Raw genomic sequence first — 17,546 nt, forward strand, 5'->3', positions numbered from 1 at the left:
GGTGATCACCCGTCGTGGAGCACGGGAGCCGCCCTGCGAACGCTGCACTCCACAACGGGTGATCACCGGGCAGGATCTCCCCCGTGGACCTGCCACTGATCGAGGACGACCTGGCCGACGAGGGCGTCATCCGCGCCACCTCGCTCGTGCGCCGCCCGCCCGACATGCCGGACACCGCAGTGCTCTGCTGGTTCCCCGAGGTCGTCGACGCGCTCGGGGCCGGCGACGCCCGCGCGCTGTCCGTGCTGCGCACCGAGCTGGGCCGCACCCCGGTCTGGCGCACGCACGGCCCGGCCGGGCGGCCGGTCGCGGTCCTGCACCCGGGCGTCGGGGCGCCGCTGGCCGCGATGTTCCTGGAGAACCTGGTCGCGATGGGGGTGCGGCGGATCGTCGGCGTCGGCGGGGCGGGCGCGCTGCGGCACGAGCTGACCCTCGGGCACGCGGTGGTGCTGGGCAGCGTGCTGCGCGACGAGGGCACGTCGTTCCACTACCTGCCGCCCTCCCGCACGCTGGACGCCGATCCGGCCGGAATCGCGGTGCTGGAGCGGGCGCTCGGCGACGCGAGCATCCCCTGGGTGGTCGGCCGCTGCTGGACCACCGACGCCGTCTACCGGGAGACCCCCGGCCGCATCGACCGGCGCCGGGACGAGGGCTGCGCGGTCGTCGATATGGAGGCGTCCGCGCTGGTCGCCGCCGCCCGGCGGCTCGGGATCGGCTACGGCCAGGTGTTCCTGGCCGCCGACTCGCTGGCCGGCCCCGAGTGGGAGCACCGCGGCTGGACGACGGCACACGACGCCAGGTCCGGCCTGTTCGGCCTGGCAGTGGCCGCGGCCGAGGCGTGGGACCGGTCGTGACCGGCCCGGTGTTCGACGAGCGCGACCAGCTGGACACGGTCGCCGCCGCGCTGCTGCCCGGCGAACGGATCGTCGCGGTGTACGACGCGGTCGATCCCGGGGCCGGCTTCCTCGGCCTGACAGACCTGCGGATCCTGCTGCAGGACAACGTCTTCGGCGGGAACCGGACGGCGCTCACGTCCATCCCGTACGCCCGGATCGACGCGGTGTCGGTGCTGTCCGGGCGCTCCCCCGCCGGCGGCTTCGTCCCCTCTACCCGGATCGCCGTCACCGCCGGGGTGCGTACCTACGAGCTGGCGCTGCGGGACCCGGCGCGGGCCCGGCACGCGCACGACGTCGTGCTCGACCGGACCGTCCGCCCGTGACCGGGGGCACGCTCGGCGGCGGGTCCGGCCCGCCGGTTGCGACACTGGGTCCATGAGCCCCGCCCCGTCGCCCGCCGTCCCCGACACCCCGGCGCAGCCCGCTCAAGAACGCACCGACGTGCTGGTCGTCGGGGCCGGACCGGCCGGCTCCGCGGCGGCGGCCTGGGCCGCCCGGCACGGTCTCGACGTCGTCCTCGCCGACGCCGCCGAGTTCCCGCGGGACAAGGCCTGCGGCGACGGGCTGACCCCGCGGGCGATCGCCGAGCTGTCCCGGCTCGGCCTCGGCGACTGGGTCGACGCGCACGGCACCAACCGCGGCCTGCGCGCGCACGGCTTCGGGCAGGTCCTGGAGCTGCCCTGGCCGGGCGGCTCGCTGCCCGCACACGGCTCCGCCATCCCGCGCACCGAGCTCGACTCCAGGATCCGGCAGGCCGCACTCGACTCCGGCGCCGTTCCGATGGACGGCGCGAAGGCCGTCGACGTCGTGTTCGCCGGCGACCGGGTCGAGTCCGTGGTGTTCGCCGACGGGCGCCGGATCGCCTGCCGACGCCTGGTCGTCGCGGACGGGGCGCGCTCCACGCTCGGCAGGGTGCTCGGCCGGGAGTGGCACCAGGACACCGCCTACGGCGTCGCGATCCGCGGCTACATCGGCTCCGGGCGGCACGACGACCCGTGGATCAGCTCGCACCTGGAGCTGCGCGGTGAGAACGACGAGGTGCTCGCCGGGTACGGCTGGCTGTTCCCGCTCAACGACGGCCGGGTCAACATCGGCGTCGGCACCCTCGCGACCGACCGGCGCCCGGCCAACATCAAGCTGCGCTCGCTGGTCGAGCACTACGCGAACGCCCGCCGCGCCGACTGGCAGCTCGACGGCAAGGTCGAGCTCCCGCGCTCGGCACTGCTGCCGATGGGCGGCGCGGTGTCCGGCGTCGCCGGGCGCAACTGGGCGCTGATCGGCGACGCCGCGGGCTGCGTCAACCCGCTCAACGGCGAGGGCATCGACTACGGCCTGGAGACCGGCCGGCTGGTCGCCGAGCTGCTCACCGCAGGAGCCGACCTGGACACCGCCTGGCCCGCCACCCTGCGCTCGCACTACGGCCTGGCCTTCTCCATCGCCCGGCGGCTCGCCGGGCTGATCACCGTCCCGCGGCTGCTCCCGCTCGCCGGGCCGATCGGGATGCGCTCGCGCAGCCTGATGACCGTCGCGCTGCGGGTGATGGGCAACCTGGTCACCGACGAGGACACCGACCTCACCGCGCGGGCCTGGCGGGCCGCCGGGAAGCTCTCGGTCCGGCTCGACGACCGCCCGCCGTTCCCGGCCGCCGACCTGCGGACCCCCGCCGTCGCGCGCTGAAAGCCTGGCGTGCCCCGGCCGGCCCGGGGCAGGATGGCCGACCGTGGCTTCCGGGGATCCGACCGTCGTACTGGTGCACGGCATGGGCTGCAACGCCTCGTCCTGGAACGGTGTCGTGCGCGAGCTCGCGCTGCGCGGGGTCCGGGCGCTCGCCGTCGACCTGCCCGGGCACGGCGCCGGGGCGCGCATCCCGCGCGGCTACCTCGGCTCCCAGGACCGGGCCCTGCTCGGCTCCGAGTCCAGCGGGATGAAGGGCATCGGCACGCCGGACGACGTCGCCTCGGTCGCCGAGGTGCTGCGCCGTGCCAAGAAGAACGGGCCGGTCGTGCTGGCCGGTGTCAGCCGCGGCGGGCTCACCCTCAACGCCGTCGGCAACAGCCACCCCGAGCTGGTGGACCGGCTCGTCTACATCTCGGCGCACTGCCCGGTGAACGCCGACTCCGGCGCCTACCAGATCGCGCCGGAGAACGCGGACAGCCTGCTGCACCGCACCACCGCGCTGGTGGTGGCGAACCCGACCACGATCCGCGGGCTGCGGCTGAACTGGCGCACCGCCGACCCGGACATGCTGGACCTGCTGCAGGAGGCGCTGCTCGCCGACGGCACCCGCGACGAGCTGCTGGCCTACCTGCACGTACAGGACCCGGACGAGTCGATCCTGATCGACGACTCCCTGGTGCAGGCCGGGGCGCAGGGCTGGGGCCGGATCCCGCGGCACTACGTCCGGTTGCCCGCCGACCGCGCGCTGCCGGTCGCGCTGCAGGACCGCTACATCGCCGAGGCCGACGCGCTGACCCCGGACAACCCGTTCACCGTGCACGACCTGGACGCCTCGCACATCGGCGTCCAGGTCCATCCCGGCCCGACCGCCGAGCTGCTCGCCCGGATCGCCGCCAGCGGGTGATACCGCGGCTCGCCCGCGTGCCGTCGCAGCGCACGGCACCCGCGGGCCGGTAGCGTCGCCCCACGTCGCGTGCCGTCTCCGTCCCGGGGCCGGTGGCGAGCAGACAGACATCGGGAGGGCCAGTGCAGCGCGGTGATGACCGGGACGCGGCCCGCCGCGGTGACGACCGGGACGCGGCCCGCCGCGGTGACGACCGGGACGCGGCCCGCCGCGGTGACGACCGGGACGCGGCCCGCCGGGCAGCGCCCGACGCGTGGCGCACCGGGAACCACCGCCGGGGTGGATCCCGCCCGGCCGACCCCGGCCCGGCAGGCCGGCCGCCCCAGGACCCCGGCCCGGCAGGCCGGCCGCCGCAGGACCCCGGCCCGACCCGCCGCGCCGCCGCCCCGCCACCGCACGGCCCCGGCGGCCGCGGTGGCCCCGGTGGTCCCGGCGGCCCCGGCGGCCCCGGCGGCCCCGGCGGTCCGCAGGACCCGACCCGCCGCGCCGCCGCACCGGGCCCGGACGCCACCCGCCGGGTCGGTCCCCCCGCACCCGACGGCACCCGCCGGATGGACGCGGGCGACCCCACCCGCCGGGTCGGGCCGCCGCCCACCGCCGCCTACGGCGCCGCCCGCCCGAACCGCCCGGACGCCACCCGGATGATGCCCGCGCCGGTCACCGAGCCGGAGCTGCTCGGCGGCCGGTACCGGCTGGAGGGCCTGATCGGCCAGGGCGGCATGGCCGACGTGCACCGGGCCACCGACACCCGGCTGAACCGCCCGGTCGCGGTGAAGATCTTCGGCCCGGGCAACGACCCGACCGCCGACCAGCGCTTCGAGCAGGAGGCGCAGGTCATGGCCAACCTGCGCAATCCCGGACTGGTCGCGGTGCACGACTTCGCCGTCGAGCCGGACCGCGCCTACCTTGTGATGGAGCTGGTCGACGGGCCGTCGCTGAAGGACGTCATCGCCGCCGAGGACCTCCCGCCCGACGACATCCGCCGGATCGGCACCGAGATCGCGCAGACCCTCGCCTACGTGCACGGCCAGGGCGTCACGCACCGGGACGTGAAGCCGTCGAACATCCTCATCGACTCCGACGGCCGGGCCCGGCTCGCCGACTTCGGGATCGCCGCGCTGCTCGGCGCCGACGGCCACACCGCCGCCGGCGAGATCATCGGGACGCCCGCCTACCTCGCACCGGAGCAGGTCCGCGGCACCGACGTGGGCCCGCCCGCCGACATCTACGCGCTCGGCCTGGTGCTGCTCGAGGCGTGGACCGGCCGCCAGGAGTACCAGGGCGAGGGCCTGCAGGGCGCCGCCGAGCGGGTGCACCGCGCCCCGGTGGTGCCCGCCGACGTGCCGGAGCCGCTGCGCTCGACGATCTCCGCCGCCACCGCCACCGACCCGCAGCGCAGGCCGGACGGCCACCGGGTCGCCGAGATGCTCGCCGCGGCGAGCCCCGCGCCGGCCGCCCCGGTGCAGCCCGAGCCGGAGCCGGGCAACGCCCATCTCGGCTCGTCGAGCCCCGGGAAGTGGATCGCGATCGGCGCGTTCGTCGTCGCGCTGCTGGTGCTGCTGATCGGGTTCCTGCTGTTCGGCGGGGACGACCAGGAGGCCCCGGCGCCCGCGCCGACCGAGACCAGCGCGCCGGAGACGACCGAGGAGACCACCGAGCCCGCCCCGACCACCGAGGAGGAGGGCGGCAACGGCGGGTTCCCGATCCCGACGAACATCCCCACCGAGCTGCCCACGCTGCCGACGAACATCCCGACCGAGCTGCCCGACCTGCCCACGAACCTGCCGAACCCGGACGAGATCACCGAGGGCGCGCAGGGCTTCTGGAACAGCGTCCAGCAGTGGTGGCGCAGCGTCACCGGCGGGAGCTGATCACCGGCCGGCCCGGCCGCGGATCACCCACCCCGCGACCGCGGACCGGTTCGGCAGCCCGAGCTTGCGCAGGACGCTGCTGACGTGCTGCTCGACCGTCCGCTCCGAGACCCCCAGCCGCCGGGCCGCGGACCGGTTCGAGGCGCCCTCGGCGAGCAGCCGTGCGACCTCCGTCTCGCGCCGGGTGAGCGGACCGAGCACCAGCTCGGTGCCTGCCAGAGCGTCCCGGGCCGCCGCGGCGAACCAGGGCGCGTAGAACGCGTCGGCGCGCGTCGCGGCGTCGGTGAACGCCGCCGCGGCGCCCGGCGCGTCACCGAGGAAGCGCGCGAGCCGGCCCAGCACCAGCGCGACCGGTCCGCCGTAGGGCGTGGTCGCACCGGCCGTGACGTGCAGGTGCGCGAAGGGGCGCAGCCGCCGCCGGACGGCCTCGGCGCCGATCCGGTCCCCGGCGGCCTCGGCGAGCTCCGCGTGCCCCGCCTCGGCGACCAGTACCTCGGCGGACGCCGGTGGCAGCGCCGCGGCGTGCGGTGCCAGCGCCCGCCAGACCGCGACGGCCTCCGCGGCGCGGCCCGACCGCAGCAGCACCCGTCCCCGCCAGCCCTGCGCCAGGAACGGCCCGTCGGCGACCGCCAGTCGCACCTCGGCCTCGATCGCCGCCAGCCCGTCGCCGGTGCGGTGTGCGAGCGCGTGCCGGAACAGCAGATCGAGGAACGACGTGTCCGGGGCACCGGCCGACTCCCCCGCGGCCCGGGCCTCGGCGATCGCCGCACCGACGTCGTCGAGCCGGTCCTCGATCAGGGCCAGCGACGCGTGCACCGACGCCAGCCGCCAGCGCCACACCGGTGACCCGAGCCTGCCGACCAGCGCTGCCAGCTCCGTCAGCTCGGTGTGGAACTCCACCCGCAGGCCCAGCTGCTGCAACGCGTCGAGGCGCCACAGCCGGCCCCAGGCACGGATGTGGTCGTCACCCGCCGCATCGCCCAGCCCGACGAGATCGCCGGCAACGGCCAGCCGCTCCCCCGTGCCGGCCGGGCCCAGCGCCCTCGCGTGCCGTGCCTGCAGCGCGATCGACCGGCGCTCGGCCTCGTCGGGCGGGACCGGGCGGACCGGCTCGGCGGGCCGGACCGACCACGCCGTCGAGATCGCCGTCAGGTGTTCCCCGACCAGCTCGCGCAGCTCCGGATCGGTGTCGCCGAGGGCGGCCATCGCCTCCAGGCACAGCGCCTGGCGGGCGGCGGTGAGGTGCCGCGCGGCGAGATCGGGCCCGCCGACAGCCAGCGCGGCGCGGCCGAGCAGCCGGGCGTAGCCCAGCTCCCGGGCGGTCCGGGCGGCCGCCAGGGCCGCCGCCCACGCCCGGTCCACCGCTCCGGAACGCGCCTCGGAACGGGCGGTCTCCAGCCGCGAGCGGGCCTCGGCGGAACGGCTCTCGAACTCGTCGGTACGCATGGCCACCTGCGGGAGTACGGGATTCCTCGGATACCGCGCGGTACCGGGACGACCCTAGCGTCCGCGACCATGACCAACAGACTGTCCGAGCCGGATTCCCGGGCCCGTGCCCGGTGGGGTGGGATCGCCGCGGTGGTCGCCGGGCTCACCGGCGCGGGGGCCGCGGTGTTCCTGGTGCTGGTCCCCCCGGCCGTTCCGGAGGGCGTCTTCAGCTACCCGCTGACGGCCGCCGGCTTCGCCGTCGCCCAGTCCGCGTTCTTCGTGCACCACCTGGTGGCCGCCGCGGCGTTGGACTGCCTGCGCCGGGCCGGGCTGGCCGGGCACGGACGCGGGGCGAACGCGGCCGGCCTCGCCGCCGTCGTCGTGCTGGTGTTGCTGGGGCTGCAGGAGCTGGTGGCGATCGGGGCGGCAACGGCTCCCTACCCGTCACCGCGGACCGATCTCATCGAGGCGGTGTACGGCGCGATCAGCGTCGCGCTGGCGATGGTGCTCGTCTGGCTGGGCGCCCGGGTCGTCCGAGCCGGGATGCTCACCGGCGCCGGTCGATGGTCGGTGCTCGTCGCGGGACTCTACGTGTTCGTCCCGTTGACGCCTGCCACGTTCGGCCCGCACGTCCTGGCCCGTCTGGCGATCGGCGGTTGGCTGCTGCTGTTCGCCTGGATCGGGGTGGCGATGCTGCAGTGGACGACCGCCGGACGCGGGTCTCCGGCGGTGCCGCTGTGAGGCCCGTCCCCCGGGCGGCGGGGTGACGGGACCGTCGGGGACCATCAGGGGAGGTGCGGGCCGCCGACCAGGACGTGGCCCCGACGCAACCGACCTGCGGAGGAACCTCGGTGAGCGCGAGCACGGAGCCGGCGGCGGCCACAGCGCAGCGGGACACCGGTGACGGCACCGGCCGGCGCGGCCGCGACCTCCGGCCGTTCACGACGGCGGCGACCCTGCTGCTGGTCGCCGTCTGCGGCGGCGTCGCGGTCGCCCTCACCATCGGCGACGACGGCTACTGGGGCCAGGGCGGGCTGCCCGTGCCCGACGACGTGGTCCGGATCGGCACCGTGCTGGCGCGGGTCGCGACGGTCGCCGGGATGGTGCTCGCCGCCGGATCGCTGCTGGTCGCCGGGTTCGTGGCGGCCCCGCAGTCGTCCGGCACGGTGGACGTGCAGGGCTACCGGGCGCTGCGCCGCGGCGGGCTGGCCGCGCTGCTCGGCGGCGTCGCCGGGATCGCCGCGGGCTGGCTGTCGGTGGCCGACATGTCCGGCACCTCGCTCGGTGATCTGGCCACCGCCGGGCCGTTCGGCTGGCTCGGCGCGGCCGCGACGCTCAACGAGCCGATGGGCTGGATGCTGGCCGGGTTCGTGCTGCTGCTGGTCGCCGCGGGCGCCGGGTACGTGCTGAGCTGGAAGGCGACCGCCGCGCTCGGCATCCTCGCCGCGGCGACCGCGCTGTTCCCGGCCGCGGTGCACCCGGCCGCCACCGGGATGGCGCACGACTGGAGCGGCGACGGCGTGATGCTCCGGACCGTCGCCGGGGTGGTCTTCCTCGGCGTCGCCGCCGCGCTGGCCGCCTACCGGATCCACGGCGGCCCGCTCACCGGTGCGGCCGGACGCCGCGGCCGGGCGGTGCTCGTCACCGCCGGATCGGTGTACCTGGTCGGCGAGATCGTCTTCCAGGTCGTCGTCGTCTGGAACGGGCCGTGGGCCGGGTCCGCCTACGCGACGACCGTGGCCGTCTCCGCGGTGCTGCTGGCGCTGCTGGTCGCCGGGACGGCGGTGCTGGCCCGGTCGCTCACCTCGGCCCGGCCGGACGCCGCCGGCCGGCTGCTCCCGCTGCTCGCGGTGGCCGGGGCGCTGGTCGCCGCGCTCGGCGTCGCCGGGACCCGGCTGGTGCCGCCGCGTTTCCTGGTCCGCCCGGACACCGCGCTGGAGACGCTGATCGGCTGGAACATCGACCGGCCGTTCACCGCGCTGACGCTGCTGGTCGAGTGGCGCTGGAACATCGTGTTCGGCACCGGGGCGCTGCTGCTCGCCGCACTGTACGCGCTCGGGGTGCGCCGGCTCGCCGCCCGCGGCGTGCGCTGGCCGGTCGGCCGGACCTGGGCCTGGATGCTGGGCTGCGCGGCGCTGCTGCTCGCGACGTCGTCCGGGCTGGGCTTCTACTCCCCGGCCATGTTCAGCGTCCACATGATCAGCCACATGACTCTGAACATGCTCACCCCGATCCTGCTCAGCCTGGGTGGCGCGGTGACGCTGGCGCTGCGGGTGCTGCGCCCGGCCGGCCGGGGCAACCCGCCGGGGCCCCGGGAGTGGCTGCTGGCCGCGGTGCACTCGCGGGCCGCCCGGGTGCTCACCCATCCCGGCTGCGCCGCGGTGCTGTTCGTCGGGTCGTTCTACGTCCTGTACTTCACCTCGCTGTTCGACGAGGCGCTGCGGTTCCACTGGACGCACCAGCTGATGAACCTGCACTTCGTGCTGGTCGGCTACCTGTTCTTCTGGCCGCTGATCGGCGTCGACTCGGCGCCGCACAAGCTGCCGCACCTGGGCCGGCTGGCGGTGCTGCTGGCGACCATGCCGTTCCACGCGTTCTTCGGGATCGCCGTGATGAGCTCGTCGAACGTGCTCGGCGAGAACTTCTACGCGCAGGTCGGGCTGCCCTGGCTCGATCTGGCCGCCGACCAGAGCGTCGGCGGCGGGATCGCCTGGGCCACCGGCGAGCTGCCGATGTTGCTGGTGATGGTGACGCTGGTGGTGCAGTGGTCCCGGGACGACTCCCGGGAGGCGGTGCGCACCGACCGGCAGGCCGACCGGGACGACGACGCCGAGCTCAGGGCGTACAACGAGATGCTGGCGAAGCTGCGCCAGGGCGGCTGATCAGGCGTAGGCCGGGGCGCCGGGAGCCGGGGCGGCCCGCAGCACCACCCCACCGGCCCGCAGCCGGGCCGCGACCGCGGACGGCAGCCCGGAGTCGGTCACCACGGCGTCGAACCCGGTGAGGTCGGCGACCCGGAAGGTGCCCACCCGGCCGTACTTGTCGGAGCCGGCCACCAGGTAGGACCGGGCGGCCACCTCCATTGCGGCCCGCTTCACCGGCACCTTGGCCTCGTGCGGCGTGGTGCTCCCCCGCTGCTCGTCCCAGGAGCTGGTCGAGATCAGCGCGACGTCGAGGTTCAGCTCGCGGACCGCACGCGCCATCAGCTCCCCGACGGTGGACCGGTTGGCCCGGTCGACCCGCCCGCCGACGTGGTAGAGCTCCAGTCCCGGGTGCTCGCTGAGCAGCACCGCCGTGGTCAGGTCGTTGGTCACCACGGTGAGCCCGGTGTGCGACCACAACAGCGGCGCGACCTGCCCGAGGGTGGTGCCGGCGTCGAGGTAGACGACCTGGTCGTTGCCGATGCGGAGAACATCGCCGGCGGCGTGCAGGAGATCGGCATCTCGCCGATCGTCATCCCGTTCCTGGTCGCCGCCGCGGTGTGCACGATCACGGTTCGAACATCCTCGGCGTGATGACCGCCGCCGCGATCATGCAGCCGGCTGATCGAGACGCTGGGCCTGTCGCCGATCGCGGTGTACCTGGCCTGCGCCACCGGGGCGCAGATCATGAAGCACGCGAACTCGTCGGGCTGGTGGGTCACCACGTCGCTGTCCAACATGACGGTGGGCCAGGGCATCCGGTCGATCGGCGTCGCGTCGGTCATCTCCGGGGTCACCGGGTTCGCCGTGCTGTACCTGTTGCTCGTGACCGGCATCGTCTGAGTCACCCACCACCACCGCAGGAGGAGACCGTGCCCCAGCTCGGCGCCATCGCCGACGACCTCACCGGCGCGACCGATCTCGCGATCGTCCTGACCGCGTCCGGGTTCCGCACCACCGTCGTGCCGGGTGAGGTGATGGCCGGCGGCCCGCCGTCGTCGGTGGACGACGCCGACGCGGTGGTCGTCGCGCTCAAGAGCCGCACCGCCCCGGTCGAGCAGGCCGTGGCGGAGTCGCTCGCGGCGCTCGACGGCCTGCGCGGGGCCGGGTGCACCCGGTTCCTGTTCAAGTACTGCTCGACGTTCGACTCGACCCCGGCGGGCAACATCGGCCCGGTCGCCGACGCCCTGCAGGACGCGCTGGGGTCCCGCTGGACCGTGGTGGCACCGGCGTTCCCGGCGAACGGCCGGACCGTCTACGCCGGGCACCTGTTCGTCGGTACCGACCCGCTCGACGAGTCCCCGATGCGCGATCACCCGCTCACCCCGATGCGTGACTCCAGCCTGGTCCGGCTGCTGGCATCCCAGGTCCGCGACGGCACCGCGGCCGTCGGGCACGTCGGGCTCGGCCACGTCGAGGCCGGCCCGGAGGCGCTGCGCCGGGCGCTGGACGAGGCGGTGGCCGCCGGGGCGCGCTACCTCGTGGCCGACGCCGTGCGCGACGCCGACCTGGTGGCGCTGGTCGAGGCCACCGCCGACCTGCCGCTGCTGACCGGCGGCAGTGCGGTCGCCCAGGGCCTGTCCGGGCCGCGGGAGGTCGCCGAGGTCGCCGTCGCGGTCGGGGACGGGCCGCGCGTGGTGCTGTCGGGCAGCGCCTCGCAGGCCACCCAGCGGCAGGTCCGCGCCGGTGTCGCGGCCGGACGCGGGATCAAGCTGGATCCGGCCGCGCTGCGCGCCGACGCCGCGGCCGAGCACGCCGCGCTGGCCGACCGGGTGCTCGACGCCGGCGCCGCCGACGGCCCGGTCGTGGTCCACGCGACCGCCGAGCCCGGCGACGTCGCCGACCCGGCGGACGCACCGCTGTTCGAACAGGCGCTGGCCGCGCTGGCCCGCGAGCTGGTCGACCGGGGCGTCCGCGCGATCGCCGTCGCGGGGGGCGAGACCTCCGGTGCCGTCGTCGCCGCGCTCGGCGTGCGGAGCCTGGCCGTCGGGCCGCGGCTGGACCCGGGGGTCGCCTGGTCGCTCGCCGAGCGGTCCGGGTCCGGGGAGCCGCTGGCGCTGCTGCTCAAGTCCGGCAACTTCGGCGGCGAGGACCTGTTCGTGCGGGCGTGGACCGCCGGGGCGGGCCGGTGACCGGCGACGTCCCGGCCCACCTGCTCCCCGTCGCGGAACGGCTGTGCACGGCCGGGCACCGGCTGGCCGCACTCGGGCTCAGCCCCGGCTCGTCGGGGAACCTCTCCGAGCGCTCCGGCGACGCCGTCGTGGTGACCCCGACCGGTGTCGGCCTCGCCGACCTGGGCAGGCCCCGCTCGCGCCGTACGCCGCACCCGGCTCGCAGGCGCTGGCCGACGGGCTCACCGCGCTGCCCGGCAGGTTCACCTCGGCGCTGCTCGCCCACCACGGGTCGCTGGCCGGCGGCACCGGCCTGAACCGGGCCGTCGACGCCGCCGTCGAGCTGGAGGAGGCGGCGCGGGTGGTGGTGCTGCTCACCGGCACCCCGGCGCGCTGGCTGGACGACGACGCGGTGCGCGAGCTGACCGGGCGCTACGGCACCCACTGGGATCTGCCGGCGGGCTGAGTCCGATCAGCCCTCGACGTACTCCGTCTCGCGGTCCGGGGTACGGACCGATCCCAGGGTCTCGTCGGCCCAGCTCGCGGCCTTGCGCAGGCGCAGGCTGTTCGTCACCACCAGGAACGACGAGATCGCCATCGCCGCGCCGGCGAGCAGCGGGTTGAGCAGCCCGGCCATCGCGACCGGGATCGCGGCGGTGTTGTAGCCGAACGCCCACCACAGGTTCCCGCGGATCGTGCCCATCGTGGCCCTGGCCAGCTCGACGGTCGCCGGGAGCACCCGCAGGTCGTCGCGCACCAGCACGACATCGGCCGCCTCCAGCGCCACGTCGGTGCCCGACCCGACGGCGATGCCCAGGTCCGCGGCGGCGAGCGCGGCGGCGTCGTTCACCCCGTCGCCGACCATCGCGACCGTCCGGCCCTGCGCCTGCAACGCGCGGACGTGGTCGACCTTGTCGTCGGGCAGTGCACCGGCGACGACGTCGTCGATCCCACAGGCCCGCGCGACGGCGTGCGCCGCGGCCGGCCGGTCACCGGTCAGCAGCACCGGCCGCAGGCCCATCGCGACCAGCTCGGCGACGGCGACCGGCGCGGACTCCTTCACCGGATCGGCCAGCGCGATCACCCCGGCCAGCCCGTCGCGCACCTGCACGGCGACCACGGTGTGCCCGGACGCCTCCCAGCCGGCGATCCGCCCGGCCAGCGCGCCGGTGTCGGCGGGCGGGCGGCCGACCGTGATCGCGACGCCGTCGACGGTGCCGCGGGCGCCGAGGCCGGGCAGCGCGACGAACTCGCCGACCTCGGGGACCGCCAGCCCGGCCTCCCGGGCGTGCCGGCGGACGGCGGCGGCGATGGCGTGCTCCGAGCCGGACTCGACGGCCGCGGCCCGGGCCAGCAGCAGATCGGCGTCCACCCCGGGGACGGCGGCGACGTCGGTGACGGTCATCCGGCCGGTGGTCAGCGTGCCGGTCTTGTCGAGCACGACGGTGTCGGCGGCCCGGGTCGCCTCCAGCGCCCGGTAGCCCTTCACGAAGATCCCCAGCTCGGCGCCGCGGCCGGTGGCGACCATCAGCGCGGTCGGCGTGGCCAGCCCCAGGGCGCACGGGCAGGCGATGATCACGACGGCGATCGCCGGGCCGAGCGCGCCCGCCCAGCCGGCGCCCGCGAGCAGCCAGCCGCCGAGCGTCAGCACGGCCAGCACCAGCACGACCGGCACGAACACCGACGACACCCGGTCGACCAGCCGCTGGGTCGCCGACTTCTGCACCTGCGCCCGCTCGACGGCGGCGATCATCCGGGCCAGCCGGGTGTCCGCGCCGACCTGTTCGGCGACGACCACCAGGCGCCCGCCGGCCGGGATGGTGCCGCCGGTGACCGTGTCGCCCGGGCCGACCTCGACCGGGACCGGTTCGCCGGTCATCGCGCTGGTGTCGACGGCCGCGGCACCCTCGGCGACGACGCCGTCGGCGGCGATCCGCTCACCCGGCCGGACCAGGAAGCGGTCGCCGGCCCGCAGCCGCCCGACCGGGATCCGGGTCTCCGTCCCGTCGACGAGCAGGGTGACCTCGTCGGACTCCAACGCGGCCAGCGAGCGCATCACCCGGCCGGCCGTGCGCCGGGCACGGGCCTCGAAGTAGCGCCCGGCCAGCACGAACGTCGTGACGCCCGCCGCGACCTCCAGGTACAGCGGGCCCGACGGGTGCAGCACCGCGTCCCACCCGGTCAGCGTGGTGCGGGTGTCCAGGAACGCCATCTCGCCCAGCGACCAGGCCGACGCCGAGATCACGCCCAGCGAGACCAGCGTGTCCATCGAGGTGGCGCCGTGCCGCAGGTTCACGAACGCGGTCCGGTGGAACGGCCACGCCGCCCACACCACGACCGGCAGCGCCAGCGCGACGACCACCCACTGCCAGTACGGGAAGCGCAGCGACGGGACCAGCGACATCGCCAGCGACAGGTCGGCCAGCGGGATGAACAGCACCAGCGCGACGGCCATCCGGGTGCGCAGCCTGCGCAGCGCGGTGTCGTCCTCGGTGGCCGCGTCGCCGGTGTCGGTGACGCCGGGCCGCAGCTCGGTGGCCCCGTAGCCGGCCTTGCGGACGGTGCCCAGCAGCGTCTCGACGTCGGTGCCGGCCGGGTACTCGACCGTCGCCCGCTCGGTCGCCAGGTTGACGGTCGCCCGGACGCCCTCGAGCTTGCCGAGCTTGCGCTCCACCCGCCCGACGCAGGCCGCGCAGGTCATGCCGTCGATCCGCAGCTCGACCCTGCGGACGTCCACGACGCCGTCGATGCTCACTCCTCCATGGTTCTACACGAGGTCAAACCTCGACCACCCGGGACCGCGGTACCCCGGAGCGGCGTCGAACACAACCGCCCAGTACAAACAAGGGTGTGACGACCACCCCCGAGGAGGACGGATGATGGCCGCAAAGAGGAGCGCGGGGAAGGGGAAGAACCCGCTCACCGCCAAGAACGGGCCGTCCCAGGCGACGGTGCTCGGCATCATCGTGGTGGTCGCCTTCGCCGCCCTCGTCGGGTTCGGGGTGTACTGGAACAACCAGCCGGCCGAGCTGATCGTGCCGCAGAACGCGACCGCCCAGGGCGTCCCGACAGGGAACCCCGACGCGCCGACGAAGATCGACGTCTACCTCGACTTCCAGTGTCCGGCGTGCAAGCAGTTCGAGGAGATGTCGGGATCGACACTCGACGAGCTGCGCAACAACGGTCAGGCGGAGATCATCTACCACCCGATCGCGATCCTGGACCGGGCGTCGACGGACCGGTACTCCTCCCGCTCGGCGGCCGCATCCGGCTGTGCCGCGGACGCCGGCGTGTTCCCCGAGTTCGAGAAGTTGCTCTACGCCAACCAGCCCACCGAAGGCGGCCCGGGACTGACCACCGAGCAGCTCGGGCAGCTCGGCGAGCAGGCCGGCGCCGGCCCCGAGTTCACCCAGTGCGTCGAGGACGAGCGCTACGAGACGTGGGCTCAGGGCATCACCCAGCAGGCGTTCCAGGCGGACGTTCAGAGCACCCCGACCGTGCGGGTCAACGGACAGCCGCTGGAGCAGCCGACGCCGGACGCGCTGCGCCAGGCCGCCGTGGGCTGAACCCCGCGAGCTGATCACGGACCGGGCACCGCGCACGGTCCGTGATCCCAGGCCCCGGAGCATCCCGGGCCCCCTCCGGCACCACGGGAAGGCGACACGATGGCGGACGACCGGGCCAGGGCGATCCTGGCCCGCCTCGGCGGGGCGGCGAACGTCGTCGAGATCGAGGGCTGCATCACCCGGCTGCGGACCGAGGTCCGTGATCCCGGGCTGGTCGACCGGGCAGCGCTGCAGAAGCACGCGCACGGCGTGGTCGTGGCCGGGACGGTCGTGCAGGTCGTCGTCGGGCCGGAGGCGGACATGATCGCCGACGACATCGGGGACCTTCTGTGACCGTGCACGTCACGGCACCGCTGGCCGGGCGGGTCGCGCCGCTGATCGCAGTACCCGATCCGGTGTTCGCCGAGCAGATGCTCGGCTCCGGTCTCGCGATCGAGCCGCCGGGCGGGCTGGTCGAGGCCGTCGCCCCGATCTCCGGGACGCTGGCGAAGCTGCACCCGCACGCCTACGTCGTCGTCGGTGACGACGGCGCGGGTGTGCTGGTGCATCTGGGCATCGACACGGTCGGTCTCGGCGCCTTCGTCGTGCACGCCGAGGAGGGCGCCCAGGTCACCGCCGGCCGGCCGGTCGTCACGATGGACGCGGACGAGGTGCGCGCTCGCGGCCTGTCCGCGATCTGCCCGGTGGTGCTGATGGACTCCGCACCGGGCGGCACCCACGCCCACGCGACCGGCGAGGTCCGGCCGGGCGATCCGCTCTTCACCTGGGACGCCTGAGTCCGCCTCACTCACCGAGATGCAGCTCAGCGGGCCGGTGCGTGCCCCGCGACCCCGGTGACGTGCATCTCGGCGCCGCGCCGCGCCGTCTCATCTGCGCAGCGGGCAGTCGAGGCACAGACCGTCGGGGTCGAGCGGGCGCCGTTCCCCCTGGCGTTCCTCCCAGGCGGCGCGGCGCTGCTCCGCCACCCGCTTCCACTCGCGGCGCTGTCCCTCGGTGTCCAGTGACGTGCCGATGAGCAGGGCGAACCAGAACATCAGGAGGATGCCGCCGCCGGCGACGAGATAGGTCGTCATCGGGGCCACCCCCGCTCGCGGATGGCCGGACCGTGCTTCCGGGAACTGACTGTGGTGCCGTCATGGTCGTGCATGGCGCACCCCCTTCAGCGGCTGTTGCCGCTGCTCAGGATCAGGAGGACAGTATGCGTGCGAACAACCGCCTGCACCAGACCCGATGCAATTTCCGACCCATGCAATTGCACGGGAGCCGCCGGTAACATGATCGCAGGCCCGGGCGTGGAGGAGTGGACATGACCGTCACACACGGCCCCGTCGTCATCCGGCGGCGCCTCGGTCACGTCCTCAAGCGGCTGCGCAGTGACCGGAACCTGCAGCTCGCCGAGGTGGCGAAGCGGCTGGAGATCTCGCCGTCGAAGCTCAGCCGGATCGAGACGGGTGCGGTCGAGCCGAAGTACCGGGACGTACGGGACCTGCTGGACATCTACGAGGCCCCGGTCGAGCAGCGGGACCGGGTGCTGGACTGGGCGACGGAGGCGAAGTCGCCGGGGTGGTGGGAGCCGTTCAGCCCCACGGTGGTCGCGAGCGAGAACCTGGACATGCTCGCCTCCCTGGAGGCGGAGTCCCGGTCCAAGCGGACCTTCGCCATCCCCGTCTCCGGCCTCCTGCAGACCGAGACGTATGCCCGCAGCCTGCTCGGCGCGAGCCAGCTGGGCATGGCGGCCGAGGAGGTCGACCGCATGGTGCAGATCAGGATGCGCCGGCAGGACGTGATCGACACCGAGCGGACCGACGCGGCACCACTGGAGATCCACGTCGTGCTCGACGAGGTCGCGCTGCACCGGGTGACCGACCCGGCGATCGTCCGGGGACAGGTCCAGGCCCTCCTCGAGCGGATGGAGCAGCCGAACGTGACGCTGCAGATCCTGCCGTTCAGCGCCGGCTGGACCCGCGCCACCAGCACCTTCTCGATCTTCGAACCGCGCGACCCGGACACCGACTGGCCGGTCGTGAACGTCGAGAGCACCGAGAACGACGGCTACTACGACGGCGAGCAGACCGTCGCGATCTACGAGGCGGTCTGGCGCGACCTGCTGACGAAGGCACTGGACGAGACGGCGACCCGGCAGGTGCTGCTCGCCCGGCTCAGCTCCTGAGC

General features: G+C 75.1%; 19 protein-coding genes. 15 read left to right on the top strand and 4 right to left on the bottom strand.

Features of this window, described 5'->3' with window-relative positions:
- The first annotated feature begins 83 nt into the window (after positions 1-83).
- The 5 genes from ABZ881_RS00810 to ABZ881_RS00830 all read left to right on the top strand — a co-directional run bounded on the left by ABZ881_RS00810 (position 84) and on the right by ABZ881_RS00830 (position 5,348).
- Positions 84-854, top strand: coding sequence for a nucleoside phosphorylase (locus ABZ881_RS00810; RefSeq protein ID WP_358480666.1), 771 nt, complete (start codon positions 84-86; stop codon positions 852-854).
- Positions 851-1,219 (top strand): hypothetical protein, encoded by a 369-nt coding sequence (locus ABZ881_RS00815; RefSeq protein ID WP_358480669.1) that lies wholly within the window; start codon positions 851-853, stop codon positions 1,217-1,219. Before ABZ881_RS00810 ends, ABZ881_RS00815 begins: the two co-directional genes overlap by 4 nt.
- A 52-nt stretch (positions 1,220-1,271) precedes the next feature.
- A complete protein-coding gene (locus ABZ881_RS00820) occupies positions 1,272-2,573 on the top strand; it encodes a geranylgeranyl reductase family protein (protein WP_358480670.1) in 1,302 nt (433 codons plus the stop codon).
- A gap of 43 nt (positions 2,574-2,616) precedes the next feature.
- Positions 2,617-3,477, top strand: coding sequence for an alpha/beta fold hydrolase (locus ABZ881_RS00825; protein ID WP_358480673.1), 861 nt, complete (start codon positions 2,617-2,619; stop codon positions 3,475-3,477).
- A gap of 122 nt (positions 3,478-3,599) precedes the next feature.
- Positions 3,600-5,348, top strand: a complete 1,749-nt coding sequence (locus tag ABZ881_RS00830; RefSeq protein ID WP_358480675.1) for a protein kinase — start codon at positions 3,600-3,602, stop codon at positions 5,346-5,348.
- On the opposite strand, the gene ABZ881_RS00835 is transcribed toward ABZ881_RS00830, so the two are convergent.
- Positions 5,349-6,794 carry a helix-turn-helix transcriptional regulator gene (locus ABZ881_RS00835; protein ID WP_358480677.1) on the bottom strand — a complete coding sequence of 482 codons (1,446 nt, stop codon included), beginning with the start codon at positions 6,792-6,794 and terminating at the stop codon, positions 5,349-5,351.
- A gap of 69 nt (positions 6,795-6,863) precedes the next feature.
- Here ABZ881_RS00835 and ABZ881_RS00840 point away from each other — a divergent pair, with 69 nt between their 5' ends.
- Both ABZ881_RS00840 and ABZ881_RS00845 read left to right on the top strand, forming a co-directional pair.
- On the top strand, positions 6,864-7,517 hold the full coding sequence (locus ABZ881_RS00840) for a hypothetical protein (RefSeq protein ID WP_358480678.1): 654 nt from the start codon (positions 6,864-6,866) through the stop codon (positions 7,515-7,517).
- 110 nt (positions 7,518-7,627) lie between these two features.
- Positions 7,628-9,658 carry a cytochrome c oxidase assembly protein gene (locus tag ABZ881_RS00845; RefSeq protein WP_358480679.1) on the top strand — a complete coding sequence of 677 codons (2,031 nt, stop codon included), beginning with the start codon at positions 7,628-7,630 and terminating at the stop codon, positions 9,656-9,658.
- On the opposite strand, the gene ABZ881_RS00850 is transcribed toward ABZ881_RS00845, so the two are convergent.
- On the bottom strand, positions 9,659-10,180 hold the full coding sequence (locus ABZ881_RS00850; RefSeq protein WP_358481091.1) for a DeoR/GlpR family DNA-binding transcription regulator: 522 nt from the start codon (positions 10,178-10,180) through the stop codon (positions 9,659-9,661).
- Here ABZ881_RS00850 and ABZ881_RS00855 point away from each other — a divergent pair.
- Genes ABZ881_RS00855 through ABZ881_RS00870 form a run of 4 tightly spaced genes read left to right on the top strand, consistent with a single transcriptional unit; the run spans position 10,106 to position 12,274 of the window.
- Complete coding sequence (locus tag ABZ881_RS00855; RefSeq protein ID WP_358480681.1) at positions 10,106-10,291, top strand: hypothetical protein; 186 nt, start codon at positions 10,106-10,108, stop codon at positions 10,289-10,291. The two genes, ABZ881_RS00850 and ABZ881_RS00855, sit on opposite strands and share 75 nt — an antisense overlap.
- Before the next feature lie 39 nt (positions 10,292-10,330).
- On the top strand, positions 10,331-10,540 hold the full coding sequence (locus tag ABZ881_RS00860; RefSeq protein WP_358481093.1) for a hypothetical protein: 210 nt from the start codon (positions 10,331-10,333) through the stop codon (positions 10,538-10,540).
- A gap of 29 nt (positions 10,541-10,569) precedes the next feature.
- Positions 10,570-11,829, top strand: coding sequence for a 3-oxo-tetronate kinase (gene otnK, locus ABZ881_RS00865; protein ID WP_358480683.1), 1,260 nt, complete (start codon positions 10,570-10,572; stop codon positions 11,827-11,829).
- A 43-nt stretch (positions 11,830-11,872) separates the two neighbouring features.
- Positions 11,873-12,274 (top strand): class II aldolase/adducin family protein, encoded by a 402-nt coding sequence (locus ABZ881_RS00870; RefSeq protein WP_358480685.1) that lies wholly within the window; start codon positions 11,873-11,875, stop codon positions 12,272-12,274.
- A gap of 6 nt (positions 12,275-12,280) precedes the next feature.
- Here the strand turns inward: ABZ881_RS00870 and ABZ881_RS00875 are convergent, their stop codons facing one another.
- Positions 12,281-14,563: a heavy metal translocating P-type ATPase gene (locus ABZ881_RS00875; RefSeq protein ID WP_358480687.1), complete on the bottom strand. Its 2,283-nt coding sequence runs from the start codon at positions 14,561-14,563 to the stop codon at positions 12,281-12,283.
- A gap of 124 nt (positions 14,564-14,687) precedes the next feature.
- On the opposite strand from ABZ881_RS00875, the gene ABZ881_RS00880 reads away from it, so the two are divergent.
- From ABZ881_RS00880 to ABZ881_RS00890, 3 genes are all read left to right on the top strand, one after another.
- Positions 14,688-15,374: a thioredoxin domain-containing protein gene (locus ABZ881_RS00880; RefSeq protein ID WP_358480689.1), complete on the top strand. Its 687-nt coding sequence runs from the start codon at positions 14,688-14,690 to the stop codon at positions 15,372-15,374.
- Positions 15,375-15,473: 99 nt separating this feature from the next.
- The gene (locus ABZ881_RS00885; RefSeq protein WP_358480691.1) at positions 15,474-15,707 is read left to right on the top strand and encodes a PTS transporter subunit EIIB; all 234 of its coding nucleotides are present in this window, start codon (positions 15,474-15,476) and stop codon (positions 15,705-15,707) included.
- A complete protein-coding gene (locus ABZ881_RS00890) occupies positions 15,704-16,150 on the top strand; it encodes a PTS glucose transporter subunit IIA (protein ID WP_358480693.1) in 447 nt (148 codons plus the stop codon). Before ABZ881_RS00885 ends, ABZ881_RS00890 begins: the two co-directional genes overlap by 4 nt.
- Before the next feature lie 90 nt (positions 16,151-16,240).
- On the opposite strand, the gene ABZ881_RS00895 is transcribed toward ABZ881_RS00890, so the two are convergent.
- Positions 16,241-16,447: a hypothetical protein gene (locus ABZ881_RS00895; RefSeq protein WP_358480694.1), complete on the bottom strand. Its 207-nt coding sequence runs from the start codon at positions 16,445-16,447 to the stop codon at positions 16,241-16,243.
- A 233-nt stretch (positions 16,448-16,680) separates the two neighbouring features.
- Between ABZ881_RS00895 and ABZ881_RS00900 the strand changes: the two genes are divergently transcribed.
- Positions 16,681-17,544, top strand: a complete 864-nt coding sequence (locus tag ABZ881_RS00900) for a helix-turn-helix transcriptional regulator (RefSeq protein WP_358480695.1) — start codon at positions 16,681-16,683, stop codon at positions 17,542-17,544.
- The last annotated feature ends 2 nt before the right edge of the window (positions 17,545-17,546 follow it).

Origin of the sequence: Pseudonocardia sp. NPDC046786 (genome assembly GCF_040645415.1) — a bacterium.
Lineage (GTDB): Bacteria > Actinomycetota > Actinomycetes > Mycobacteriales > Pseudonocardiaceae > Pseudonocardia > Pseudonocardia kongjuensis.